At 73.2% G+C, this 24,848-nt stretch carries 18 protein-coding genes; 10 read left to right on the forward strand and 8 right to left on the reverse strand.

Going from position 1 to position 24,848, the window contains the following annotated elements; translation table 11 throughout:
• Positions 1–9 precede the first annotated feature (9 nt).
• Positions 10–795, reverse strand: a complete 786-nt coding sequence (locus ACFVX6_RS11505) for a thioesterase II family protein (protein ID WP_389690189.1) — start codon at positions 793–795, stop codon at positions 10–12.
• Positions 796–1,165: 370 nt separating this feature from the next.
• On the opposite strand from ACFVX6_RS11505, the gene ACFVX6_RS11510 reads away from it, so the two are divergent.
• The 7 genes from ACFVX6_RS11510 to ACFVX6_RS11540 all read left to right on the forward strand — a co-directional run bounded on the left by ACFVX6_RS11510 (position 1,166) and on the right by ACFVX6_RS11540 (position 9,856).
• Positions 1,166–2,875 carry a (2,3-dihydroxybenzoyl)adenylate synthase gene (locus tag ACFVX6_RS11510; protein ID WP_389690274.1) on the forward strand — a complete coding sequence of 570 codons (1,710 nt, stop codon included), beginning with the start codon at positions 1,166–1,168 and terminating at the stop codon, positions 2,873–2,875.
• A gap of 137 nt (positions 2,876–3,012) precedes the next feature.
• A complete protein-coding gene (locus tag ACFVX6_RS11515; protein WP_389690191.1) occupies positions 3,013–4,425 on the forward strand; it encodes a salicylate synthase in 1,413 nt (470 codons plus the stop codon).
• A gap of 83 nt (positions 4,426–4,508) precedes the next feature.
• The gene (locus tag ACFVX6_RS11520; protein ID WP_389690193.1) at positions 4,509–6,140 is read left to right on the forward strand and encodes a DHA2 family efflux MFS transporter permease subunit; all 1,632 of its coding nucleotides are present in this window, start codon (positions 4,509–4,511) and stop codon (positions 6,138–6,140) included.
• Positions 6,141–6,254: 114 nt separating this feature from the next.
• On the forward strand, positions 6,255–6,881 hold the full coding sequence (locus ACFVX6_RS11525) for a TetR/AcrR family transcriptional regulator (protein ID WP_389690195.1): 627 nt from the start codon (positions 6,255–6,257) through the stop codon (positions 6,879–6,881).
• 40 nt (positions 6,882–6,921) lie between these two features.
• Positions 6,922–7,356, forward strand: a complete 435-nt coding sequence (locus ACFVX6_RS11530; protein WP_389690197.1) for an ester cyclase — start codon at positions 6,922–6,924, stop codon at positions 7,354–7,356.
• 95 nt (positions 7,357–7,451) lie between these two features.
• Positions 7,452–7,892, forward strand: a complete 441-nt coding sequence (locus ACFVX6_RS11535) for a hypothetical protein (RefSeq protein WP_389690199.1) — start codon at positions 7,452–7,454, stop codon at positions 7,890–7,892.
• Between the two features lie 2 nt (positions 7,893–7,894).
• Complete coding sequence (locus ACFVX6_RS11540; RefSeq protein ID WP_389690276.1) at positions 7,895–9,856, forward strand: FAD-dependent oxidoreductase; 1,962 nt, start codon at positions 7,895–7,897, stop codon at positions 9,854–9,856.
• A 38-nt stretch (positions 9,857–9,894) separates the two neighbouring features.
• Here ACFVX6_RS11540 and ACFVX6_RS11545 read toward each other — a convergent pair whose 3' ends face one another.
• The 6 genes from ACFVX6_RS11545 to ACFVX6_RS11570 all read right to left on the reverse strand — a co-directional run bounded on the left by ACFVX6_RS11545 (position 9,895) and on the right by ACFVX6_RS11570 (position 20,280).
• Entirely contained in the window at positions 9,895–11,889 is a 1,995-nt protein-coding gene (locus ACFVX6_RS11545; RefSeq protein ID WP_389690201.1) for an NAD-binding lipoprotein, read from the reverse strand.
• 216 nt (positions 11,890–12,105) lie between these two features.
• Positions 12,106–12,552, reverse strand: a complete 447-nt coding sequence (locus tag ACFVX6_RS11550; protein WP_389690203.1) for a hypothetical protein — start codon at positions 12,550–12,552, stop codon at positions 12,106–12,108.
• A 424-nt stretch (positions 12,553–12,976) separates the two neighbouring features.
• Positions 12,977–15,067, reverse strand: coding sequence for a DUF11 domain-containing protein (locus ACFVX6_RS11555; protein ID WP_389690205.1), 2,091 nt, complete (start codon positions 15,065–15,067; stop codon positions 12,977–12,979).
• A gap of 89 nt (positions 15,068–15,156) precedes the next feature.
• Entirely contained in the window at positions 15,157–17,280 is a 2,124-nt protein-coding gene (locus ACFVX6_RS11560) for a hypothetical protein (protein WP_389690207.1), read from the reverse strand.
• 80 nt (positions 17,281–17,360) lie between these two features.
• Complete coding sequence (locus tag ACFVX6_RS11565) at positions 17,361–18,437, reverse strand: DUF11 domain-containing protein (RefSeq protein WP_389690209.1); 1,077 nt, start codon at positions 18,435–18,437, stop codon at positions 17,361–17,363.
• 481 nt (positions 18,438–18,918) lie between these two features.
• On the reverse strand, positions 18,919–20,280 hold the full coding sequence (locus ACFVX6_RS11570) for an MFS transporter (RefSeq protein ID WP_389690211.1): 1,362 nt from the start codon (positions 20,278–20,280) through the stop codon (positions 18,919–18,921).
• Between the two features lie 133 nt (positions 20,281–20,413).
• On the opposite strand from ACFVX6_RS11570, the gene ACFVX6_RS11575 reads away from it, so the two are divergent.
• The 3 genes from ACFVX6_RS11575 (at position 20,414) to ACFVX6_RS11585 (ending at position 23,975) form a co-directional block, all read left to right on the forward strand.
• Positions 20,414–20,773: an ArsR/SmtB family transcription factor gene (locus tag ACFVX6_RS11575; protein ID WP_389690213.1), complete on the forward strand. Its 360-nt coding sequence runs from the start codon at positions 20,414–20,416 to the stop codon at positions 20,771–20,773.
• 101 nt (positions 20,774–20,874) lie between these two features.
• Positions 20,875–21,381: an MgtC/SapB family protein gene (locus ACFVX6_RS11580; protein ID WP_389690215.1), complete on the forward strand. Its 507-nt coding sequence runs from the start codon at positions 20,875–20,877 to the stop codon at positions 21,379–21,381.
• 92 nt (positions 21,382–21,473) lie between these two features.
• Complete coding sequence (locus ACFVX6_RS11585; RefSeq protein ID WP_389690217.1) at positions 21,474–23,975, forward strand: MFS transporter; 2,502 nt, start codon at positions 21,474–21,476, stop codon at positions 23,973–23,975.
• A gap of 16 nt (positions 23,976–23,991) precedes the next feature.
• Here the strand turns inward: ACFVX6_RS11585 and ACFVX6_RS11590 are convergent, their stop codons facing one another.
• Positions 23,992–24,786, reverse strand: a complete 795-nt coding sequence (locus ACFVX6_RS11590; protein ID WP_389690219.1) for a VOC family protein — start codon at positions 24,784–24,786, stop codon at positions 23,992–23,994.
• Between the last annotated feature and the right edge of the window lie 62 nt (positions 24,787–24,848).

The following is a 24,848-nucleotide window of genomic DNA, read 5'->3' on the forward strand; positions in this document are numbered from 1 at the left end:
GTGGCCCGTTCAGGCCCGGGCCCGGCCGCCGCCGGAACTGGTGAGGAGGAAGGCCACCAGGGCCGCCCGGTGCCGCACGAGGTAGAAGGGGCCGCCCCGCATGGCGCGCAGGGTGAACCGGCCGGTCGTGCAGGAGCGCCAGCCCTCGGCCCGGCGGGCCGTGACCCCCGTGTCGTGGATGCCCACGAGCGCCGTGACGGGGCACTCCAGCGGCGGGCCCGGCCGGTAGCGGTAGCGCGCGGCGGTCCGCAGGTCGGCGTACACGGTGGCGGTCGGGACCGGCGGCGGCCCGGGGTTCGGGCCGGCCCCGGGCCCCTCGCTCGTGAGGTGGCGCAGGCGGGCGACGGGGTCGTCGTGGTGGTGGCCCTCGTGGATCCGGATGTCCGTCGGTGCGGGGTGGGAGGAGACGAACAGCGCCTCGGGGCACGGATCGTGGTGCTCCGTCAGGAGCCGGGCGGTCTCGAAGGCGACCGCCGCACCCATCCCGTGCCCGAAGAGCACCAGCCGGGCTCCTCCCCGCCCCGCCAGCGCCTCCGCCACCGGCCGTGCGAGGTCGTCGACCTGGCCGGGCACCGGCTCGTGGGCGCGGTCGCCGCGCCCCGGGTACTGGACGGCGGTCAGCTCGGCGGTGTCCGGCAGGTGGTCCAGCCAGGGGTCGAAGAACTCCGCCGAGCCGCCCTCGTGGGGGAAGCAGAGCAGCCGCAGTCCGGGGCGCTGCCGGGGTGCCGGCGTGCGCAGCCAGGACGGGGCGCGGCCCGTCCCGCGCGGCTGTGGCGTCGGCCCGTACCTGAGCAAGGGAGGTGGCCTTTCGGAGGAAACGAGGAGCAGGGGCCGTGAGCGGGAATCGAGGAACATTCGAGAATTGCTCCGTCGCGATCGTCCCCAGTTTTCCCTGTCAAGGTACGTCAAGAAATAGCCGTTCGAAAGGGAGCTACCCGAAGGGGTAATACCCGCCCCTTGTATGCCCGATCTATCCATGAATATCCAGCTATAGCGGGTGTGTTGCGTTGTCAAAACGCGCCTGATTTTGCCAAAAAGTTATCCGTCTGCGATTGCCCATTGGATTTACTTCAGGGGAGTCTTTACGGCAGCGTTAGTGCTTGAATTATTCCTGCAATGCTTCCGGGTATTCGACCCGGCGTGAGGAGCTGGATTCTTCGTGGACATGGTTCGATGGCCCGATGCCGAGGCGGAGCGGTACCGGGAGGCCGGTTACTGGCAGGGCCGCACGCTGGGCGACTTCCTCGCCGGGCACGCCCGGACGATCGGGACGGCCACGGCCCTGGTGGCGGACGGCGAGCGGGTTTCGTACGCCGAACTGGACCGCCGTGCCGGCCATCTCGCCGCCGGGCTCGCCGCACTGGGCATCGCCCCCGGTGACCGGATCGTCGTCCAACTCCCCAACGGGCCCGAGTTCTTCGTCCTGCTCTTCGCCGCGCTCCGGATCGGCGCGGTCCCGGTCCTCGGACTGCCCGCCTACCGTCGCAGCGAGGCCGTCCACCTCTGCGACCACAGCGGTGCCGTCGCCTACGTGGTCCCCGCCGTCGACCCCGACCCCGCCTCGGACTTCGACTACCCGGCCCTCGCCGAAGAGGTCCGGGAGCAGGTGCCCGGACTGCGCCACGTCCTCGTCGCGGGCGGCGACCCGGGGCCGCACACCGCACTCGCCGACGTCGAGGGGGCCGGCCGCCGCAGCCCGCTCCCGCCCGGCGCCTTCGCGGTCCCCGACCCGCTGGACCCGGCGGTGCTCCTGGTGTCCGGCGGCACCACGGGCCTGCCCAAGCTCATCCCGCGGACCCACGAGGACTACGCCTACAACGTCCGCGCCAGCGCCGAACTGTGCGGTCTGGGCCCCGGTACGGTCTACCTCGCGGCGCTGCCCGTCGCCCACAACTTCGCCCTCGCCTGCCCGGGGGCGCTCGGCACCCTGCTGGCCGGCGGGACCGTGGTGCTCAGCGCGTCACCCGACCCCGAGACGGTCTTCCCGCTGATCGAACGGCACCGGGTCACCGTGACCGCCGTGGTGCCCCCGCTCGCCGCCCTGTGGTCCCAGGCGGCCGAGTGGAGCCCGGAGGACCTCGGCAGCCTGGCCCTGTTGCAGGTGGGTGGTGCGCGGCTCGGTCCGGAAACGGCCCGGCGGGTACGGGCCACCCTCGGGTGCGAGCTCCAGCAGGTCTTCGGCATGGCCGAGGGGCTGCTGTGCATGACCAGGCCCGGCGACGACGCGGAACGCGTCGCCACCACCCAGGGCCGGCCGCTGAGCCCGGACGACGAGATCCGCGTGGTCGACGCCGACGACCGGGACGCCCCGGCCGGCGAGATCGGCGAACTCCTCACCCGCGGCCCGTACACCCTGCGCGGCTACTACCGGGCCGAGGAGTACAACCGGACCGCCTTCACCGCGGACGGCTTCTACCGCACCGGCGACCTCGTACGCGTGCTGCCCGGCGGGGACGTCGTCGTCGAGGGGCGGCGCAAGGACCTCGTCAACCGGGGCGGCGACAAGGTCTCCTCGGACGAGCTCGAAGGCCACCTGCGCGCCCATCCCGCCGTACTCGACGCCGCGGTGGTGCCCGTTCCGGACGACTACCTCGGCGAACGCACCTGCGCCTGGATCGTGTTGCGCGAGCGGAGCACCGGTCCGGGCGGACCGGCCGCGGCTGCCGGCGCCTCCCGTGCGGGCGAACTCCCGTCGGCTGCCGATGCCTTCGGCCCGGGAGGCCTCGACGCCTTCCTCGACGGGCGCGGGCTCGCCCCGTACAAGAAGCCCGACCTGATCCACGTCGTCGACTCCCTGCCCCTCACCGCCGTCGGAAAGCTCGACAAGCGCGTGCTCACCCGGCGCGCGGCCGAAGCCGCCTCCCGCCGGAGCTGACCTCCCGCCGGAGCCGCCTTCTGCTGAAGCCCCCTCCCGCCGGAGCCGACTTCCCGCCCGGCGCCCGCTCATCCCGGCGGCCCGTCCCGCCCCCGTCGCACCACCGAACTCCGCACTCCATGAAGGAGACCCCACGCATGTCCACCACCACCGTGTCGCCCCGGACCGGTCGCATCCCCTTCTCCGGCACCCCGGCCCAGGCCGCGGTGCGCCTGGCCCGCGCCGGCCTGCACGGCGCGGGCGGTGAGTACGTGGTGTACGAGCGGGAGGGCGCCTGGTGGTACGCCGGCGGGGTCCGGGCCCGGCTGGTGGCCGACCGGAGCCACGTGACGCTCGACCACGAGGGCACCCGGATCCGCACCCCCTGGCAGGGCGATCCGCTCGAAACCGTGCACCGCATGCTGTCCTCGCTGCCGTACGCGCAGTGGCGCGCCTACGGCTGGGCCACCTTCGAGCTGTCGTACGCCCTCGCGGGAGAGGCCGCCGAGCTCGGCGAAGAGCCGCTGGTGCACCTGGTCGTCCCCCGGACCGAGATCCGGCTGTCGGCGGACGGCGCCGAGGTCCGATGTTCCGACGAGGCCGAAGAGGTCCTCGTGCACGCCGTGCTGGGAGACGCCGGACCCGAGCCGCTCCAGGGGGAGTTCATCCCCCTCCCGGTCGATCTGGGGGGCGCGGCCGAGGCCTCGTACCGCGAGGGCGTCGCGAGCGCGGTCGCCTCGATCCGGGCCGGCGACCTGCAGAAGGTGATCCTGTCCCGCGCCGTTCGGGTGGAGGGCGAACTGGACCTGCCGGCCACCTACCTGACGGGCCGCGCGGTCAACTCGCCCGCACGTTCCTTCCTCCTGGACCTCGGCGGCATCGAGGCGGCGGGGTTCAGCCCCGAGACGGTCGTGGAGGTCTCGGCCGACGGCCACGTGTCCACCCAGCCGCTGGCGGGCACCCGGGCGCTCAGCGGGGACCGGGCCGAGGACGCGGCCCGCCGCGCGGACCTGCTCACCGACGCCAAGGAGATCTACGAGCACGCGATATCCGTCCAGGTGGCCTGGGACGAGATGCTGGGGGTCTGCCGCGCGGGCTCGGTGCGGGCCGAGGAGTTCATGTCCGTCAAGGAGCGCGGCAGCGTCCAGCACATCGCCTCCCGGGTCAGCGGCCGGCTCGCCCCCGCGGACCGCGGACCCTGGCCCGCGCTGGCCGCCGTGTTCCCCGCGGTCACCGCCTCGGGTGTGCCCAAGCGGGCCGCGTACCGGACCATCCGGCAGCTGGAGCCGGGCCCGCGCGGCCTCTACAGCGGCGCCGTGCTCAGCGTGGGCAGCGACGGGTCCCTCGATGCCGCGCTCGTGCTCCGCACGGTCTTCCGGCAGGGCGGCCGCACCTGGCTGAGGGCGGGCGCGGGGATCGTCGAACAGTCCACACCCGGGCGGGAGTTCGAGGAGACCTGCGAGAAGCTGCGCAGCGTCTCGCGCACCCTCGTCCCGGCGGCCGAGGCGGTCGAGGCGGCTGCGGCCGCGGCTGCCGGCGGGGCCGGCGGCGGGGCTCGCGCCCGTCAGTGAAACTTTACAACGTTGTTCGACATGAGTCCGGCTCGGCGCTACTCTGAACCCGAACGGTAGTGTTCAACTTAAGGAGTTCCGCCGTGCCTTCCGTGCCGTCCCCGTCACCCGTCGCGGCCCCACCCGGCGCGGCAGGCCATCCGCTGCGCTGGCCGATCCTGGCGGTGCTGTGCCTCAGCCTGCTGATCGTGGGGCTCGACGTCACCGTGCTCAACGTCGCCCTGCCCACGCTCGTCGACGAACTCGGCGCGTCCACCAGCGAACTGCAGTGGCTGGTGGACATCTACAGCCTGATGGCGGCCGGCCTGATGCTCTTCGCGGGCAGCCTCGCCGACCGCTTCGGCCGCAAGCCCGTCTTCCTGTCGGGCCTGGTCCTCTTCTCCGGCGCCTCCGCCGTCGCCGCCTTCTCGGACAGCACGGCCCAGCTCATGACCGCCCGCGGGGTGATGGGGGTCGGCGAGGCCCTGATCATGCCCGCGACCCTCTCGATCATCGGCACGGTCTTCACCGACCCCGTCGAGCGGATGAAGGCCATCGGGCTCTGGTCCGCCATGATCGGCGTGGGCCTGGCCATGGGCCCGCTGGTCGGCGGCTGGCTGCTCGGACAGTTCTGGTGGGGCTCGGTCTTCCTGATCAACGTACCCATCGGCGTCATCGCGCTGGCCGCGGCCGTCAAGATGGTGCCGAACTCGCGGGCCGCCGTCGCCCGGAGCCTGGACCTGCCGGGCGCGCTGCTCTCCGTACTCGGGGTCGGCACCCTGCTCTGGGCCATCATCGAGGGCCCGGCCGAGGGCTGGACCAGCACGAAGGTGCTGGCGGGCTTCGCCGTCGCCGTGCTGCTGCTGGCCGGATTCATCGTCCGTGAGCGCACCGCGCGGGAGCCCATGCTCCCGCTCGGGATCTTCGCCCACCGGCGGCTGGCCATCGGCAACATCCTGGTCTTCCTGGGCCTGCTGTCGCTGCTCGGAGCGCTGTTCGTGCTGGTCCAGTACCTCCAGTTCGTACTCGGCTACGACGCCGGGGCCACCGGACTGCGGATCGCACCCACCGCGCTGATCATCCTGCTCGCCGCCCCGCTCGCCTCGTTCCTCGGCCAGTACGTGGGCACCCGCTGGCTGGCCGCCGCGGGCCTGGCCTTCGCGGCGGTCTCCCTGCTGATCCTCGCCACCACCGGGGACGGCGACGGCTACGGCCGGGCCCTGGCGGCCATGCTCTTCCTCGGCTTCGGCGCGGGCTTCATCATCGGCCCGACCAGCGACGCCATCGTGGGCTCCCTGCCCGAGGACGACCTGGGCGTCGGCTCCGCCACCAACAGCGCCGCCGTGCAACTGGGTTCCGCGCTCGGGGTCGCCGTACTCGGCAGCCTGCTCGCCGGGACCTACCGGGACGAACTGGCCGCCAGCCAGGCCGCCGTCGGACTGCCGGAATCCGCGCTGCACGCCGCGGGCGACTCCGTGGGCGCCGCCTTCGCGGTCGCCGGCCAGCTGCCGGCCCAGGCGGGGCAGGCTCTGGCCGAGGCGGCGCGGTCCGCGTACGTCTCGGGCATGGCGCCCGCGATGTTCACCGGTGCGGGCGTCGCCATCGCCGGCATCGCCGTCGCCCTGTTCCTGTTCCCCCGGGGCAAGGCGGGCGACACCGGGGCCCCGGCGAAGGCCGAGCGGCAGCCCGGGCGGACGCCCGCGCAGACACCGGCCCCCCGCCGCGTCGGAGCCTGACCGAGACCCGTCGGGACGCTCCCTGCATGCCGGGCCGCCCACCGCGCCGGCCCGGTACGCAGGGGGAGAAAGCGACCTGGCGCGCCGCGAAGGAGGTGACATACGCTCCCACCCATGTCCACGCCGTCTCAAAAAGCACGCCGCACCCCTGCAGCAGACCGGGAGGAACCCCGCCGCCGCGCGGATGCGGAGCGGAGCATCGCGGCCATCGTGGCCGCCGCGATCGACTGCTTCCGACAGGACCCCAACGTGAGCCTGACCGCCGTTGCCAGTGCGGCCGGGGTCAGCCGGGTCACGCTGTACGCGCACTTCCCGTCCCGCGAGGCCCTGGTCGACGCGGTACTGGACCACTCCGTCGGACTGGCGGACGCCGCCCTCCGGGCCCAGGGGCTCGACGAGGGCCCGGCGGACGAGGCGTTCTCCCGCCTCGTCCGGTCCGGCTGGCGGATCCTGGAGCGCCACGCGTTCCTGCTCGCCGCCTCCGAAGGGGTCATCACGCCGGCCCGCCGCCGTGCGCACCACGAGAAGGTCCTCGCGCGCGTGGAACGGGTCCTGGTCCGCGGTCAGGCGGAGGGGGTGTTCCGTACCGACCTTCCGCTCCCCTGGCTGGTCACCACCTTCTACAGCCTGCTGCACGCGGCGGGCGCCGAGACCGACGCACGTCACCTGAAGGTCAAGGACGTCCCCGACATCCTGGACCGCACCCTCTCGTCCATCCTGCGGACGCCCTCACCCTCCTGACGCTCCGTACGGGGCGTCCCGTACCGAATCAGGAGTACCCATGCACCGCAACGAAGCACTCGTCCGCACCTGTCTGGCCGCGATCACCGAGGCCGACGCGGACGGCTGGCTCGCCTGCTACACCGACGACGCCGTCTCCTGGGACGTCCCCCTCGACTCCTTCTGGCGCGGGCGCGCCGGACTGGAGGCGGGCGTGCACTCCTGGGTGGCCGCGATACCGGACACCCGGATGGAGATCCGGAGCGTCTTCGCGGACGACCGGTCCGGAGCCTGCGAGTGGACCATGTCCGGCACCCTGGAGGGCGCCCTCGACGGGTTGCCCCCGCAGCTCGCCGCGCTCGCGAAGGGCAAGTCCTTCTCCATGCCGGGGTCGACCGTCTACCGGTTCTCCGAGGACGGCCGGATCCGGCAGGAGTCCCTCTACTGGGACCTCGCCGGGGTGCTCGGCCAGTTCGGACTGCTGCCTCCCCTGTAGCCGGACGGCAGGAGGGGTGATACGCGGGTCATCGGATCGTTTTATCCCGGCATGGGTCCACTCGGTGACAAAGCGACCGGAGGCTGGCGCTGGTCATGCGCGTCACGTTCTTCGTGCTGGTCGGCACGTCGATGTTCAGGTTCGTCCAGCGGCACACCCAGGAAGCCCGCGCCCCCTGGGTGATCGCCCTCGCCGTGGTGCTCGCCGTCCTCTACGCGTTCGGCCCCTCCGTGGCGGTCAAGGCGACGCACCCGGCCCACGGCCGCGCACCGTGGCCTGCGGCCCGAGCGCGTGCAGTCCGCGCTGCTCCGCATCGGCGCGGACGAGCACCCGGTGTCGGTGCGGGCCGGACCGGCTCCTGCGCCCTCGCGCCGGGCGTCGTCCCGGCCCACCACGCCGGACGGCCTCAAGGGTGCTCGTACGAAACCCAGTTCGTCAGCACGGGACGACGCGCGACCCACGTCCGGGTGGTCCTTGCCCGCGCGGGCGCGATCTGGCAGATCGGGCCCGGGCGGACGGCGAAGGTTGGTTCATGATCATGGACCCCGATGCCCACTCCGAAACCCCCGAACCGTCCGGCACCCCGGGCGACGGCGCACCGGCGCCCTCCCGCCGGCCCTCCCGCCGGACCGTCATCGCCGGCGCGGCCGCCGTCGCCGCGGCCGGCGGGCTGACGGTCGCCGTCACCTCCGCCGAGACCTCGCAGGCCGTCCCCGGCGCCGCGGTCGCCGACTGGGGCACCTGCCTGACGATCGCGCGGGCCATCCTCGTACGGGACGAGGAGGACCAGCCGCTCGTACCGCGCTACGCCGACATCCTCCTGAAGAACGGCCTGCCCCGCTCGCGCCGACCCGGGAAGAAGGTGCTGATCGTCGGCGCCGGGCCGGCCGGCCTCACCGCCGCACACCTCCTGCACGAAGCCGGCCATCAGGTCACCGTCATCGAGGCGAACGGCAACCGGGTGGGCGGCCGGATCAAGACCTTCCGCACCGGCGGCCACGAGAAGGCCGCCCAGCCCTTCGCCGACCCGAAGCAGTACGCCGAGGCCGGCGCGATGCGCATCCCCGACAGCCACCCGCTGGTCACCGGCCTGATGGACGGCCTCGGCCTCAAGCGCCGGCGCTTCCACCTGGTCGACGTGGACGCGACCGGCCGCCCCGCGTACCGGACGTGGATCTACGTCAACGGCATCCGCGTCCGCCGCGCCGACTACGCGCGCGCCCCGCAGGCGCTCAATCGTTCCTTCGGAGTGCCGCAGGCCTTCGAGTCCGTGCCCGCCTCGCAGATCGTCCGCGAGGCCTTCGCCCCCGTGCGCAAAGAGATCGAGGGCAAGAAGGACAGGGAACTCGTCGAAGGCTGGGCCCGCGTCATCCAGCGCTACGGCCACATGTCGATGTATCGCTTCCTGACGGAGGAGGCCAAGCTCGACGAACGGACCATCGACCTGATCGGAACCGTCGAGAACCTCACCTCCCGCCTGCACCTCGCCTTCGTGCACAGCTTCATCGGCGCGTCGCTGATCAGCCCCGACACCGCCTTCTACGAACTGCCCGACGGCACCGCCACCTTGGCCGACGCCATGTACGCCCGCGTCAAGGACCTCGTACGGCTCGACCGCCGCGCCACCCGCATCACCCATGGCGAGGGCAAGGTCTCCGTCGAGACCGTCTCCGAGGGCCGCGGCGGCAGCCCCGTACGCCGCGAGACCTTCACCGCGGACACCGCCATCATCACGGTCCCCTTCTCCGGGCTGCGCCACATCCCCATCACCCCCGCGCTCTCCTACGGCAAGCGGCGGGCGGTCACCGAGCTGCACTACGACGCCGCCACCAAGGTGCTGCTCGAATTCAGCCGCCGCTGGTGGGAGTTCGACGAGGCCGACTGGAAGCGCGAGCTCGAAGCCGTGCAGCCCGGCCTGTACCGGAAGTACCAGACCGGTCAGACACCGGCGAACGGAACCCTGATGGGCGCCCACTCCTCGGTGCCCGAGGGCCACATCTCCACGAGCCAGCGCTCCCACTACGCCGCCAGCCGCGTGGTCAGCCGCGACCAGCCCGAAGCGGCCGGCGTCATCGGCGGCGGCTCGGCCACCGACAACCCCAACCGCTTCATGTTCCAGCCCTCCTACCCCGTAGAAGGCAGCGCGGGCGGAGTCGTCCTCGCCTCCTACAGCTGGTCGGACGACGCCCTGAAGTGGGACTCCCTGGACGACGAGGAGCGCTACCCGCGCGCCCTCGCCGGCGTCCAAGAGGTGTTCGGACAGCGCATCGAGGTGTTCTACACCGGAGTCGGCCGCACCCAGTCCTGGATGCGCGACCCGTACGCCTACGGAGAGGCCTCGGTCCTCCTGCCCGGCCAGCACACCGAGCTCTTCCCCCACGTCCGAAAGGCCGAGGGCAACCTGCACTTCGCGGGCTGCCACACGTCCATCAAGCCCGCATGGATCGAGGGAGCCCTCGAATCGGCGGTCCGCACCGCCCTGGAGGTCCACACCGCGTAGCGGCCGCCCCGGCTGCACCGGCGCCTCCGGTGCAGCCCTCAGCTTTCGGCGAGCACGATCACCCAGTCCTCCGCGGAGAACCGGATGCGCTGCCGCTTGTCGGGGTTGATCCGCACCCCGTGGTCGGGGGCCGTGGCGCTCCGTGCGCGCAGCCGATAGCCGACCGCGCAGGCGTGGCGGCGGCGCGCCGACTCGACGACCGTCGCGAACGAGACCTCGGAGCCGGTCCGGACGTAGTCCGCGGCCGGCTTGAGGTGGAACTCGTGCCCTTCCGCCTTGAACAGCTCCTCGAAGACCTCGGCGAGATAGGGGCTTTCCGAGATCTGGGTCATCAGCAGGCTGATCAGCCTGCCGCTCACGATGAAGTCCGCGCCGCCCCGGGCGGGCGCGAGGAGCCGGTTGCCGTCGTCGGACATCTCGGTGGTGAGCGCGAGTTCCCGTTGCGCGGCGTCCCCGATGGCCCGCAGGTGCAGCAGGGTCACCAGCGTCCTGTCGTCCGCCCGCGCCTCCGGATCGGGATCCGTCGCCGGAGTGGGGAGGGCGACGGGAGCGTCCGGGGCCGTTCCCCGGGCCGGGCCGGCGTCCGGGGCGGCGTGCTCCGTCTCACCGATCACGATCACGCCGTCGTACGAGGGCACGTCCAGCTTGGCCAGGGTGAGCGGGTCGGTGATGTCGCCGGTGTGGAGGGAGACTTCGAGGCGGGACCGCGCGGCGGTGACGGACCGGGCGGCGTGCGTGGCCGCGTACCCGCCGAGCGCCACGACGTCCAGGGTCGTCCCCGGGCTCACGTACTGGTCGAGCTGCTCGATGACGAGCGGGGCGCGGCGGTTCCAGCCGAGCAGCAGGAGGCGTTCGGCCGGGGCGGGCCTCGGCCCGGCCGACACGATCGCCTCCTCGTCGACCAGGGAGGCGAGGGAGACGAGCGAGGCCGCGTCCGCCCCCACGGCCGTGTCGTCGTCCCGGGAGATGACGATGATCCGGTCCGCCGGGCCGATCACCGCCCCCTGGCCGGGATTGAGGGTGACGCTCCCGTCGGCGTGCAGCAGGCCGACCGCGCAGGACGTGGCGAACGACAGCAGCGCCTCGCCGAAGGTCCGCCCCACGAGGTCCCCGGCGGCGACCGGGTAGAACTCGTCTCCCGCGAAGTCCAGCAACTCCGAGTAGACGAGGGAGAGTCCGGGCTGCCGGGCCGTCTGGACGAGCAGCCGCGCGACGATGTCGTCGACGCACAGGACGTGCCCCGCGGGCCCGGCGGCAAGCCTGGCCGTGACGTGGTTGCGGGAGTCACGGACGGCGGCGACCACCACCGCTTCCCCCTCGCCGGAACCGGGGACGGCCGCGTCGAGGGCGAGGAGCGTCTTCACCACGTGGGCGTCACCGCTGTCCCCGGTGGGAGGCAGCACCAGCACCGCCTTCGCCGTGCGCGGACTCACCCGGCACAGCTCGGTGGGGTCGGTGGTGCTCCCGTTGCGGCAGATGATCCGTGTCCGGCCACCGTCGCCGACGCGGGTGGAGATCTCGGTCTCCATCCACACCTTGTCCTGCGGGGCGAGCACGGCGATGGCGGACCTGCGCTGGTTCGCGTTCGCGGCCACCAGCTCCCCGATCACGGGAAAGACCTGGTCCGACCAGCCCAGTACGACGGTGTGCCGCGTCTCCAGCACGGTGGAGTGACCGAGGCGCAGCGACATGATGCGCCGGTTGATCCCCGTGGTGATCAGACTGACCAGCGTCGACACGAAGAGCAGCGCCACGAGGGCGAGGGACACGGAGGCCAGTACGTAGAGCGGGGAGCCGACGGCGCCCCCGATCTTCAGGGTCTGGCCGACGCTGACCCACACGGCGGTGAGCCGGCCGGAGAGCGTGGTCGGAGCGGACCGGTCGGACCAGACGAGGACCATGCTCGCCGGAACGACGACGGCCAGGCAGGCCAGGGCGAGCCAGCCGATGAGCGCGGTCGTTCCGCCCGAGACCAGATGGTCGAAGCGGTACCGGAGCCGGAGCCGGAGTGACGCCGTGCGCTGTTGCGCCACACAAGCTCCCGTACATGAGTCGACACGCCGATCGGAGCGGCCGCCCGCCCACCAGGAGTCACCCTAGGCAGATGTCCGCTCCAAGCCCCCGTGAACCTCGCCGACCTCACTCAGAGGTATGAACCTGCCGGTGAACGCGCCGACGGGCGTCCTTCCCGTCCGCCGCCCCCGGCCGTCGGCCGGTGCGCGGATCGGGATGGACGCCCGGTACGCCGTTCAGGAGGTGGTGGAGCGGGATGTGCCCCTGTCCGTGCACAGGGCCCAGATGATGAAGACGCCGATGGCGATCGAGATGAGGCCCCAGAGCGGCGTGTAGGGCAGCCACAGGAAGTTGAGGATGATGTCCAGCGCGACGATCACCACGCCCGTGATCCTGGCCCATTCCGCGCCCTTGAGGATGCCCGCGCCGACGACCACGAGCACGATGCCCAGGACGAGGTGGATCCAGCCCCACGCGGTGACGTCGAACTTGAAGGTGTAGTCGCCCACCCTCGCGTAGACGTCGTCGTTCGCGATGCCGACGATTCCCTTCAGGATGCCGAGGACGCCTTCCACGAGCATCAGCACTCCGGCGAACACGGTGCCGCTCGCAGCCCACGGGTTCGGCCCGTCGGTGGCGTACCTGCTGTTGGGGGCCCTGCTGGGGGGCGTTGCCTGTGCCACGAGAGGCTCCTTCGTCGGGCGGGACGCCGAGGGTCCTGCGTTGCGCCCAGCGTCCGTGTCGGGGGAGCGATGGGACATTCGAGCGCCGCCATTCGGGTGAATTTCCCCAGGGCGGCGGCCCCGGGAGCGGCCCCGGAGGGCGTACGGAGAGGGGGCGTACGGGACCGCAGTACGGAGCGGGCAGTACGGGGGAGCGCATGCGCCGGAAGGGGGGGCCGGGGGGGGGGCCCCGGCCGGGGGCGGGTGGGGGGGGGGGGCGGGGGGGTGGGTGGGGGGACCGCGGCGGGCGGGCGGGGCGTGAGCGGTCCGCGCGGGGGGGGCCGGGCGGCGGCCCCCTCGGGCGGGCGTTGGGTCGTGGGGGGCGCCCCGCCCGCGGCAGCCGGGGGGGGGGGGGCCGCCCCCCCCCCTTCCGTAGGGGACGGGGTCAGGGGGTCGTCTTGCCGACCTCCAGGTCGGCCGTCGGGTCCTTGACCGTGCCGCCGGGCGGGCCGGCGGCCGCGCTCGTGTTGTTCGCGGGCTTGGGGTCGCCGGTCAGGGAGTCGACGGTGGCGGTGTTGCGGATGTCGGAGCCGTTCCCCGTGTACTCCGGGTCCAGCTTCACCTTGATCACCCAGGTCATCGACGCTCCGGACGCCAGCCGCGGCAGCGCGCCGCAGGTGACGGTCCGTCCCGAGGTGCAGGTGGCATCGCCGGATACGAAGCTCAGCGCGGTGGGCAGCGTGTCGGAGACCGTGATCTGCTCGGCCTGGGAGGGGCCGTTGTTGGTGACGGTCAGGGCGTAGTCGAAGGTCTCGCCCGGGGCCACGGGGCTGGTCTGGACGGGCTTCTTGGTGATGGCGAGGTCCGCGGCGGGATCCGCGACGTGCCCGCCGGGCACGGTCGCGGTGCTCTTGTCGTTCCCGCTCGCCGGGTCGATGTTGTCGGCCGTCACCTGGGCGGTGTTCTTCAGGTCGCTGCCGTCTCCGGCGTAGGCGGGATCCACCTTCACGGTGAGCAGGTACTCGACCGTGTCACCGACCCTGAGCGGGTTGGTGCGCTTGCACGACACCAGACGTCCGGCGACGGTGCATCCGGCCGGGGAGGACGCCACGTACGAGAGGCCCTCGGGAAGGGCGTCGGTGAGCTTGACGTTGAAGGCGTCGGCCGACGGGCCGTGGTTGGAGATCCGGATCCGGTAGTCGAAGCTCTCGCCCGGCACCGGCGGCTTGGTGCCGACGGCTTCCTTGACCACTTCCAGGTCCGCGGTCGGCTTGTTGACGGTGCTGCCGGGCAGGCCCGCCGGGCTGCTCGTGTTGTTCTCCGGCTTGGGGTCCTTGGTCCGCGAGGTGGCGGTCGCCGTGTTGCGGATGTCGGATCCGTTGCCGGTGTACCCGCTGTCCAGCCGGACGGTGAACCGCCAGGTCCGGGACCCCGAGGGCTCCAGTACGGCCACCGGGCCGCAGCTGACCGTACCGTCGGTGACCGAGCAGCCGTCGGGGGAGGAGACGAAGGCGAGCTGCGCGGGCAACTTGTCGGTGATGGTGGTGCCGAGGGCGCGGGACGGGCCGTCGTTGGTCGCGCTCACCACGTACGCGAAGGTCTGCCCGGGCGCGACCGGGGTGTCGTCGGCCGGCCGCTTGGTCGTCCACACGTCGGCCTGCGGGGCGGTGATCCCGCCCGGCGGCAGCACGGCGCGGGAGGTGTTGTCGGCGGGCTCGGGATCCTTGGACGCGGACGCGGAGGTCGCCGTGTTGCGCAGGTCGCTGCCGTCACCGGAGTAGGCGGCGTCCAGCTTCACCTTGAAGGTCCACACCACCTCGCCGCCGGGGACGAGCCGGGCCAGCGGACCGCAGGTGACGGTCCGTCCGGACACCGTGCACGGGTCGGCGGAGGACACGAAGTCCAGCCCGACGGGCAGGGCGTCGGTCACCACGACGTTGCGCGCGTCGGAGGGGCCCTTGTTGGTCGTACGGACCTCGTACTCGTACTCCTGGCCCGGCACCGTCGGCCCCGCGCCCAGCGGCGTCTTGACGGTGGCCAGGTCCGACACGGGATCGAACGGCCCCGGAGGCAGCACCGGATCCGGCTTGTTGTTGGCCGGGTCGGGATCGGTGGCCTCGGAGCTGCCCGTGGCGCTGTTGCCGAGGTCGGAACCGTCGCCCTGGTACGAGGGACTCAGCCGGGCCTGGAAGCTCCAGCTCTTGGTCTCCCCGGCGGAAAGCTGCGGCTCGGGCCCGCACGTGACGGTCTGGCCGACGGCGGTGCAGCCGTCGGAGGAGCCGACGAAGGAGATCCCGGTGGGGAGCCTGTCCGTCGCGGTGACCTTGCGGGCCACCGACGGGCCCTTGTTCCTCGCGGTCAGCGTGTAGGTGATCAGGTCACCGGGAGCCTTGGCCCGCTGTGCCGTCACCTCGATCCTGGGCCCTCCGCCGGGCAGGGCGGCGGCCCCGGGGACCGGTCCGGCCCACAGGGCCGCGGCGCAGAGCAGCGGAGCCAGGGCCCACACCGCCGGCCGCCGGCCTGGTGTCGTCGTCATCGCGCATCGTTCCGTTTCGTGCGGGAGAGGACCGTACAGAGAGAGCTGTACGGGAGTTCGGGGGAGGGCGGGCAGCGGGAGGTGGCCCGTCAGCCCGCCGTCGCGCGCTTGGCGAGCTCGATGTCGGCGGTCGGCGGGCGGACGCGCCCACCCGGCACACCGGCGGAGCCGCTGTTGTCGAGCGGGTTCGGATCGGCCGTGTCCGCCCGGGCGGTCGCGGTGTTCCGCAGGCCCGTCCCGTCACCGGTGTACGCCGGGTCGAGGCGCACGGTGAAGGTCCACGACCGTTCCCCGCCCGGGTCCAGCGTCGCCGCCGTACCGCAGGTGACGTCCCGGCCGACGGCGGTGCAGCCCCCGGCCGACGCGACGAACGCGAGCGCCGCCGGCAGCGGGTCGACGACCGTGACCTTCCGGGCCACCGACGGGCCGCCGTTGCGTACGGTCACCGTGTACGTGAAGGTCTCCCCGGGGGCCACGGGGGAGCGGGCCTCGACGGCCTTCACCAGCGAGAGATCGGCCCGGGCGGCCGCCACCCCGCCCGGCGGCGCGGCGGCCGCACTGGTGTCGTTCGCAGGCTGCGGGTCGGGGAGGGCGTGCCGCACGGTGGCGACGTTCCCGAGGTCCGAGCCGTCCCCCTGATAGGCCGGGTCCAGCCGTACGCGTACGGTCCACGAGGCGCTCGTCCCGGCGCTCAGCTGCTCGCGGACCGGGCAGGACAGCTGCTGTCCCGAGGCGGTGCACCCGTCGGTGGAGGAGACGAACCGCAGCGGCCCGGGGAGGGTGTCGGAGACCTGGACGGCGCTCGTGTGGGAGGGCCCCAGGTTCCGTGCGGTGATCCGGTACGCGAACTCCTGTCCCGGGACCACCGGTCCGGAGCCGACCCCCTCCTTCTCCGCGGCCACGTCGGCGCGCGCCGTCACCACCGTGGCCGCGGCCGTGGAGCTGTTGTCCGCCGGATTGGTGTCCGTACGGTCCGCCGGGGCGGTCACGGTGGCCGTGTTGGACAGGGTGACGGGCTGGGCCGGGGCCTTACCGGTGACGGTGTAGGTGACGGAGCCGCCCCGCTGGAAGTCGGCCGTGGTGTTCAGGACGTTCCCGCTGCCGGAGGCCTGCCCGCAGGTTCCGCCGGTGCCGGCGCGGCAGGTCCAGGTCACGTCGGTCAGCCCGGGCACGGTGTCGCGCACGACGGCGCCGGTGACCTCGTTGGCCTGGCTGTTGGAGACGGCCAGGGTGTAGGTCACCGGTCCGCCGCCGGCGGGCACGGTCGCGGGGGAGCCCGTCTTCGCGATGGTCAGGTCGGTCGGCACGTTGATCTTGAGGCTGTCGATCTCGTGCACGTTCGTCGCGCCACCGGTGCTCCCGGAGAACCCCACCTTGAGGGTGGCCGGAAGCTTGGGCTGGCCGGTGATCCCCGTGACGTCGAAGTCGGTGATCAGCCGGGTCATGGCGGTGCCGGGGCCGCTGTCGGACGACACGGACAGCAGCATCTTCGTACCGCTGGGCAGGAGGGACACGCGCACCGTGCGCTCCTTGGCACGGCTGCCGGTCTCCACGGTCTTGTCCGGCCCGTCGACGGCCGTGGCGAAGCGGTACCCGGTCCTGCCGCTGCCTCCGCCGCGCACCACGATCTTGTTGGGCTGGGAGCCCGGGCCGCCGTTGCCGACGACGTTGGAGGAGAAGTTGCCGAACTCGTCGAGCCCGATGCCGAGGTACGCGCCCGGTACGCCCGAGGTGGCGCAGGAGTCCGCCGCGCCCGTGCAGGCGTAGCCGAGGGCTCCGCCGGAAGGCCCGACCCCGTCGGCCGCCGCGCCGTCGGCCAGGTAGAACGACAGCCCGTCACCGCGCTTGCCCTCGAAGGCGGTTCCCCCGTACGTGGCGTAGCTGAACTCGGCGAGGATGCCGAGGCTGGACGGGAAGGAGTCCTTCAGCTTCCAGGTGCCGGCCTGGGTGGAGCTCGCGGACGTCAGCCGCAGCCAGCCGCCGCCCTCCGGATAGCCCGCGTTGCCGCTGGTGCCGCCCAGGTTGGTGGAGCTGTCGAAGGCCTCGTTGACGGGAAAGGCGAGCGCACGGGGACCGGGTCCGCCGGCCGGGTCGGCCCCGGCGCTCGGGGCCGCCGTCACGGGCGTGGCGAAGGCTGCCGGCAGGACCAGCGCCGTCGTGCACAGCAAGGCGGCGGCGGCCCTGCGCCACCGGGCACTCCGGGGCATCGTCATACCGGAACGTTCCTCGTCTTCTCGTGCTGCGGCGGGGCGTGCGGAGGCCGTCCGCCGCGGGGGCCGCGGCGAACCGCCGGTCACGGGCGCCGCACCCGGAACGCCGTCCGCAGCGCCGCTCCCGCGGCCACCAGCGCGGTGGAGGTCCACAGCAGCCAGGCCGGGACCGTGGCCCCGGAGTCGGCGAGGTCGCCGCGGCCGCCGTGCTGCTCCCGGCCGTCGTGGTGGTCGTCGCGGCCGTGCTGGCCGTCCCCACGTCCGTCCCCACCGTCCCCACGACCGTCGTGTCCGCCGTGCCCGTCGTGCTGCTCCCCGCGCCCTTCGGACACCAGACACAGCCGGCCGCCGCCCGGCCCGGTGGTCCCCGGCCGGTTGGTGTTGTCCGAGAGGTCGGGGTCGAAGCTCGCCGAGGTGACGCGGGCGACGTTCTCGATGGGCGTGCACCTGCCGGCCGGCGGCCGGCCCGCCCGGTCCTCGGCGGCGGCACGCACCGTGATCCGGTACTCCGCCTTCTCCCCGGCCGCCAGACGGTCCAGCGGCGGACAGACCACCAGCCGTTCCCCGTCCTTCGCGACCGCGCAGTCGTCGGGTGAGGAGAGCAGGGCCAGCGAGGCCGGCAGCCGGTCGGTGACCTGGACCTGTCGCGCCGTCGCCGGGCCCTCGTTGCGCACCGTGATCAGGTACGTGAACTTCTCGCCCGGCCTGACGTGCTCCCGTCCCCTCGCGAGCACGGCCGTCTTGCGGAGCGACAGGTCCGCCGTCCGCGCACTGGGCGGGATCTCCAGGCCGGTCAGGGAGGAGGTGTTGTTCCGGGAGTCCGGGTCCGACGTGGCCGAGTCGACGACCGCTTCGTTGACGATGTCCGTACCGTCTCCGCGGTAGCCGGCAGCGAGCCGTACGGTGATCACCCACGCGTGCGAGGCGCCCACCGCCAGCGTGGCCAGCGGCCCGCACACCGCCGTCCGGCCGCTCGCGGTGCAGCCGTCGCGGGACGAGACGAACTCCAGGGCGATCGGCAACCGGTCGGTGACGCGCACCTGCCGGGCGGTGGACGGTCCCCGGTTGGTCACCGTCACGACGTAGTCGAACGTTTCCCGCCCCACCGAAGGGGCGCTCTCCCGGTCGGCGGCCGCCGTCGGCCGTAGGGTGCCCGACACCGAGAGATCCGCGCTCTCCCGGAGCTGCGAGGCGGCGGCGCCGCTGCCCGTCCCGGGCTCCTGCGAAGGTCCCGTGTCGCCGCCGGGCTCCGTTTCCGAGGACGGCTCAGGCGCTGCGGGTACGGCGGACGCGGACGACGCGGACGGGTCCGGGGGTTCGGGGGATTCGGACGCGGTGGCACCGGGGTCCGCCGGGGCCGATGCCGCGGAAGGCGCCGTCGAGAGGAAGCAGCACGCCGCCACCGCGGAGAGCGCGGCCACCCTGCGTCGGCGCCGGTACGGGCCACCGGCGCGGCTTCTCACGACACGTCGCATCGGCTGCCCTTCGGGTAAGAGGACTCGCCCAGGGAGGACCAGTGCGGTGATCTATTCACACAAATGGGTAGAAAGGGTGCGGTCGGGATGATCGCTTATGACTAACGGGTGATCGAATTCAGTCCGTCGGCCCTATCCCGTCCGCTCGGCCGGCCCCCGGTCCGGCTCAGCCGTGTGCGGCGTGCAGTTCGTCCGTGAAGTGGTGGTGGCTGTGCCGCCACCCCGCACCGGCCGGGCGTGCCCCGCGGAGGTGCGGATGCCCGGGGGTCAGCCCGCGGTGCTCGTGCTCGTGTACGTGGCCCCGGCCCTCCTCCGTCGCCGCCCCGGCCGGCCAGAGGCGGACGGCGAGGGCCGCGGCGGCGAGCGCGATCGCACCCAGGGCCGCCGTCGCCCACCCGAGCCCGGCCTTCGCGCCGACCCAGCCCGCGAGCGGATAGGTCAGCAGCCAGGCGGCGTGCGACAGGGAGAACTGGGCGGCGAACACCGCGGTGCGGTCCCCCTCCGGCGCGGCCCGCCGGAGCACCCGGCCGGCGGGCGTGAGCACCATCGAGGACGCCGCCCCGAACGCCGCCCACGTGCCCAGCAGCGCGGGCCAGCGCCAACCGCCGCCGTGCGCCGAGGTGATGACGCCGAGAGCGCCGAACGCTGCGGGGAGCAGCAGGGCGCCGGCCAGCATCACCCGCCGGTCCGGGCGGTTCTCGAGGATCCGCGGCAGGGCCAGGGCCACGGACATGGACCCGGCTCCGTACGCGCCGAGAGCGAGGGCGACGGACTCGGCGGGCAGTCCCAGGAAATCCCGTACGTAGACGACGGAGTTGACCGTGACCGCGGCTCCGGCGGCCGCGACGGCGAGGTTCATGGCCAGCAGGGACCGCAGCTGCGGGGCGCCGAGGAACAGGCGCGTCCCCGCGGTGGCCTTGGCGTACGCACCCGGCCCGGACCCGGCGGAGGTCCGCGCCCGACGGGGCAGGACGGCGGACATCACGAGCGCGGACGAGCCGAGGAATCCGGCCGCCGTACCGAGGAACAGCCGGTCGTAGGCGACCACCGACAGCAGTGCGGCCGCGAGTGCGGGGCTGAAGAGGCTCTCCAGGTCGTAGGCGAGCCGGGACAGGGACAGGGCCCGCGTGTAGTCGCGCTCCTCCGGCAGGACCTCGGGGATCAGGGCCTGGAAGGTCGGGGTGAAGGCGGCCGAGGCGGTTTGCAGTAGGAAGATCAGGACGTAGACCTGCCACACCTGGTTCACGAACGGCAGGAAGAGCGCGACCCCCGCCCGGATCAGATCGGAGCCGACCAGGAGAGCCCGGCGCGGCAGCCGGTCGGCCACCGCGGCGATCGCCGGGGCGATGACCACGTACGCCACCATTTTGATCGCGAGCGCCGTGCCGAGCACCGAACCCGCGTCGGCGCCCGCGAGGTCGTACGCGAGCAGGCCGAGGGCCACGGTGGCCAGGCCCGTGCCGGTCAGGGCGATGACCTGGGCGCCGAACAGGCGGCGGTAGGTGCGGTCGCGCAGCACGCTCGGCATGCGATTCCTCTCCGGGCCGGGTGGTGGGGCGGGACCTCCAATGTATCCACACATGCGCACTTGCGCACATGTCTGGTGGATTGCGGCTCCGCCCTCGCCCCGACCCTCCCCGGAGCGACCTACTCTGTGGGGTATGCCTGCTCGCGAACCCCAGCCACCTGCACCCGATGCGCACCTACGGGATCCCGACAGGGCGCGCCTCACCGAGGCGACCGAGGTCTTCGCGATGCTTTCGGACGTCACCCGGCTGCACCTCCTGTGGCTGCTCGCCCAGGAGGAGTCGGACGTCGGCTCGCTCGCCGAGCACTGCGCCGCGTCGAGGACCGCGGTGAGCCAGCACCTGGCGAAACTGCGACTCGCGGGCCTCGTGGACACCCGCCGCGAGGGCCGACGCATCCACTACAGCCTGCGCGACGGGCATCTGCGCCGACTCGTCCTGGAAGCCCTCAGCCACGCCGACCACCGGGTCAGCGGAACGGCCCCGCACAACTGACTCCCGCGGCGGCGCGCCCGGCGCCTCCGAGCGGCCCCCGCGCGCTCTACTGACACGGACAGCCGTGCCTCCGCGTGCGGAGGACTCCGGAAGGGCGGCCGATGGACTACCGGCAGGCGGACACCTCCACCCTCGTCACGATCGGCCACCTCGCGGTGGCCTTCGTCCTCACCTACCTCCTCGGCTTCGAACGCACCCTGAGGGGGGCTGCCGCCGGAAACCGGACGTTCTCCATGATCGGCGTCGGCGCCGCGCTCGTGGCGATCCTCGCCCTGGACGGCGCACCCAACGCCCTCGCGGGAGTCGTCACCGGCGTCGGGTTCATCGGAGGCGGCCTGGTCTTCCGTCAGAGCCGCACCGAGGGCGACCTCGTCCACGGGGTGACCACCGCCGGAGCGATCTTCTCCGCGGCCGCGATCGGAGCGGCCGCCGGCCAGGGGCGCCTCGCCCTGGCCGCCGCGGCGACGGCCTTCGTGATCCTGGCGCTGGAGACCCGCCACATCCCCGGCCTGAGCGTCTTCGACGGCCGCCGCTGGGCCCACCGCTTCCGCAGCGACGCCGACGTCCTGCGCCTGCACGGAGAGCGCAGCCCCAGCGCCGAGGACTGACCGTGCTCCTCGCCGAAGGCCGGGCAGCGGAGCAATCCGTCGATTCCGCCGATGCACTCCCGCGTGTTGGATAGCTCCACTATCCTCAGCGCGTGGATCAGCTCATCGTCGAAGACCCGACCCGTATCGGCCCGTACCGTCTGATCGCCCGGCTGGGGGCCGGCGGCATGGGCCTGGTCTACCTGGGACGGTCCGAGGGCGGGCGCACCGTCGCCGTGAAGGTCGTCCAGACCGAATACGCCGGGAACCCGGAGTTCCGCAGGCGCTTCGCCCGGGAAGTGGCCGCCGCGCGGCGGGTGGGCGGGAGTTGGACCGCGGCCGTGCTCGACGCCGACCCCGAGGCCGCCGTGCCCTGGGTGGCGACCCAGTACATCCCGGGGCCCGACCTGCACGCCGTGGTCGCCAAGGACTTCGGGCCGCTGCCCGAGCACTCCGTGCGCACCCTCGCCAACCGGCTCGCCCTCGCCCTGCAGGCCGTGCACGAGGCGGGCCTGATCCACCGTGACCTCAAGCCCTCCAACGTCCTGGTCACCGTCGACGGCCCGCGCGTCATCGACTTCGGCATCGCCCGCGCGATGGACAGCCTCGCCGGGGACAGCCTGCTGACCCATACCGGCATGCTGATCGGATCGGCCGGGTTCATGTCGCCGGAACAGGTCCGCGGCCTCCAACTCACGCCCGCCAGCGACGTCTTCTGCCTCGGAGCGGTCCTCGTCTACGCCGCCACCGGACGGCTCCTCTTCGGCGCTGCGGACACCGGCCTGAACGCCCACCTCTTCCGGGTCGCCGAGGAGGAAGCGGACCTGACCGGCGTGCCGGAGGAGCTCGTCGAGCTCGTACGCGCCTGCCTGCACAAGGACCCGGCCCAGCGGCCCACCCCCGCGCAGGTGGCCGAGCGTACGGCCGCCGACCAGGCCGGGGAATGGCTGCCGGGCCAAGTCCTGGCACAACTCGGCCGTCACGCCGCCCAGTTGCTGGACTTCGCTCCCGCGCGGCTCGACGAGGCCCCGGCCGCGCCGTCGGACCCCCGGGTCCCTTCCCCGCGTCCCCAGCTCCCCCCGCCGCCCGCGTACGCCCCCACGGCCCCGGCGCACTTCGGTGCCGCGCAGGGCTTCGGACCGCCCCCGGCGGCCACACCCGCCGACGGGTGGCCCATGGCCCCGCCCCAGGCGGCCGGGGTCTCCGCCGATCCGCACGCCCGGCGCTGGCGGGGCCTGGTCGTGGCCGCCCTGGTGCAGCTGGTGGTGCTGCTCGAAGGAACGGTCTTCGACATGGCGATGCCGTTGGTCCACGCCGAGTTCGGCCTCGGATACGACGGCATGGACCTGGTGTTCGTCACCTACTGGATGGTCTTCGGCGCGCTGCTCCTGCTCGGCGGCCGCATCGTGGACCGGGTGGGGCGCCGGCAGTCACTGATCATCGGGCTGGTCGGATTCGCGGTGGCCTGCACGCTCGGGGGCGCGGCCCCCAGCTCCACCATGCTGATCTCGGCCCGCGCCCTGCAGGGTGTCTTCGCCGCCCTGCTGACACCGGCCGCACTCTCCCTGGTGTCCACCGGCTTCACCGACCCCAAGGAACGCGGCAGGGCCTTCGGGGTCTACGCCGCGCTCGCCGGCGGCGGTTCGGTGCTCGGGCTGTCCGCGGGAGGCTTCGTCTACAGCCTGGTCTGGAGGTGGAGCTTCTACGTCGCCGTCCCCATCGCCGTGATCGCCCTGATCGTCGCCCTGGCCCTGCCGCGCGACCGCCCGGCCACGGCCGGCGCCCGCCTCGACGTGCCCGGCCTCCTGCTCGGCTCCACCGCCCTCGCCGGCCTCATCTTCGGCCTCTACGCGGGCGGCTCGCACGGTTGGGCCGTGCCCCTGGTGCTGCTCCCGCTCGTGGGCGGCGCCGTCCTGCTCGGCGTCTTCTTCCTGAGGCAGACCAGGACGTCGAGCCCGATGCTCCCGCCCCACGTCCTGGGTGACCGCAACCGGCTCGGCGCGCTCCTCGTCGTGTTCCTGGCCGGCATCGGCACCTTCCTGCTGTTCGCGTTCCTGAGCTTCTGGATCCGGGAGGTCCTCGGCTATTCGGCGACCGGCGCCACCCTCCTCCTCCTTCCCATGGCCGCCGGAATCCTCATCGGGTCCACCCAGGTTTCCGCCCGGCTGACGCACCGGGTCGCCCCCGGAATCCTGATCGCGGTGGGAATGGGGCTCACGGCCGCCGGACTGCTGGTCCTGACCGGCCTCGAATCCGGCGGGCCGTCCGTACCGGTGGTGCTGTCCGGTTCGATCCTCATCGGCCTCGGCATCGGTCTGGCCTACGTGCCGGTCTTCGACACCGCGACCGCCGGAATCGACCCCCGGCAGGCCGGTGTGACGGCCGGGGTCGTCGGCACGGCCCAGCAGCTCGGCGAAGCCATCGGCGTCGTGCTGCTCACCGTCGCCCTCGCCGCCACCTCCACGGAGGATTTCGAGGAACGGCTGAGCGGATACGCGGACAGCCTCTGGTGGGCGTTCGGCGTCGTGCTGCTCGCCGCCGTGCTCGCCGGCCTGATGGTCAAGGCCAGGGCGCCGCGGAGCGCCGTACGGCAGCCGTCCGAGCCGCTCCGCTAGGGCGGTGGGGCCGGGGTCAGGCCCGGCCGCGTACGAGCGTGAACACCGCGCCCTCCGGGTCCGTGACCACGGCCAGCCGGCCGCTCAGGCCCTCGCGCGGTGGCTGGACGATCCCACCGCCGAGCCGCAGGACCCGGGCGGCGGCCGCGTCGGTGTCCTCCACCTCGAAGTACGTCATCCAGTGCGGCCCCCGGTCGTGGGGCAGGGAGCGGCCGACCCCGTGCACGGCGGCCACCGGCTGTCCCTGCAGGAACAGCGTGAGGTAGTCGAATTCGTCGGCGGCATCGCCCGCGCCGGCGTGCGCGCGGGCCTCGTGGCCGAAGACGTGCTGGTAGAACTTGCCGACCGTCGAGGTGTCCTGCGTGACCAGCTCGTGCCACACCGGGGTGCCCGGACCCCCGGCCAGTCGGGTCCCGAGGTGGGACGCCGCCTGCCAGAGCCCGAAGATCGCGCCCAGCGGGTCCGAGCAGATCGCCACCCGTCCCGCGACCCCGGCATCGAGCGGGCCCACCGCGACGGTGCCGCCGCAGGAGCGGATGGATTCCGCCGTCGCGTCGGCGTCGTCCGTGGCGAGGTACGTGGTCCAGGCCACCGGGAGCTGCCGGTCCGGCGGCATCTCGCCGATGCCGGCCACCTCCCGCCCGTCGAGCATGGCCCGGACGTACGGGCCGAGCTGCTCGGGGCCGGGCTCGTACTCCCAGCCGAACAGGTCGGCGTAGAACTCCTCGGTGGTCCCGAGGCCGTGCACCATCAGGCTCGCCCAGCACGGCGTGCCGGGCGTGCGCCGCGTTGCTTCCGATGCCTCGGTCATGTCAGCCGTCTCCTCCGTCGTCACGCTCGTGACCCTTCCCGGAGCTGATGCTTCCACTCCGG

The organism is Streptomyces sp. NPDC058289 (assembly GCF_042880975.1).
In the GTDB taxonomy this organism is placed as follows: Bacteria; Actinomycetota; Actinomycetes; order Streptomycetales; family Streptomycetaceae; genus Streptomyces; species Streptomyces stoeckheimensis.

Excerpts from the sequence above, each read along its gene's own strand:
- ACFVX6_RS11530 (WP_389690197.1), top strand. The coding sequence starts at position 6,922 with ATGCACCGCAACGAAGCACTCGTCCGCACCTGTCTGGCCGCGATCACC.
- ACFVX6_RS11575 (WP_389690213.1), top strand. The coding sequence starts at position 20,414 with ATGCCTGCTCGCGAACCCCAGCCACCTGCACCCGATGCGCACCTACGG.
- ACFVX6_RS11515 (WP_389690191.1), top strand. The coding sequence starts at position 3,013 with ATGTCCACCACCACCGTGTCGCCCCGGACCGGTCGCATCCCCTTCTCC.
- ACFVX6_RS11540 (WP_389690276.1), top strand. The coding sequence starts at position 7,895 with ATGGACCCCGATGCCCACTCCGAAACCCCCGAACCGTCCGGCACCCCG.
- ACFVX6_RS11590 (WP_389690219.1), bottom strand. The coding sequence starts at position 24,786 with ATGACCGAGGCATCGGAAGCAACGCGGCGCACGCCCGGCACGCCGTGC.
- ACFVX6_RS11510 (WP_389690274.1), top strand. The coding sequence starts at position 1,166 with ATGGTTCGATGGCCCGATGCCGAGGCGGAGCGGTACCGGGAGGCCGGT.
- ACFVX6_RS11580 (WP_389690215.1), top strand. The coding sequence starts at position 20,875 with ATGGACTACCGGCAGGCGGACACCTCCACCCTCGTCACGATCGGCCAC.
- ACFVX6_RS11525 (WP_389690195.1), top strand. The coding sequence starts at position 6,255 with ATGTCCACGCCGTCTCAAAAAGCACGCCGCACCCCTGCAGCAGACCGG.
- ACFVX6_RS11570 (WP_389690211.1), bottom strand. The coding sequence starts at position 20,280 with ATGCCGAGCGTGCTGCGCGACCGCACCTACCGCCGCCTGTTCGGCGCC.
- ACFVX6_RS11560 (WP_389690207.1), bottom strand. The coding sequence starts at position 17,280 with ATGACGATGCCCCGGAGTGCCCGGTGGCGCAGGGCCGCCGCCGCCTTG.
- ACFVX6_RS11535 (WP_389690199.1), top strand. The coding sequence starts at position 7,452 with ATGCGCGTCACGTTCTTCGTGCTGGTCGGCACGTCGATGTTCAGGTTC.
- ACFVX6_RS11555 (WP_389690205.1), bottom strand. The coding sequence starts at position 15,067 with ATGACGACGACACCAGGCCGGCGGCCGGCGGTGTGGGCCCTGGCTCCG.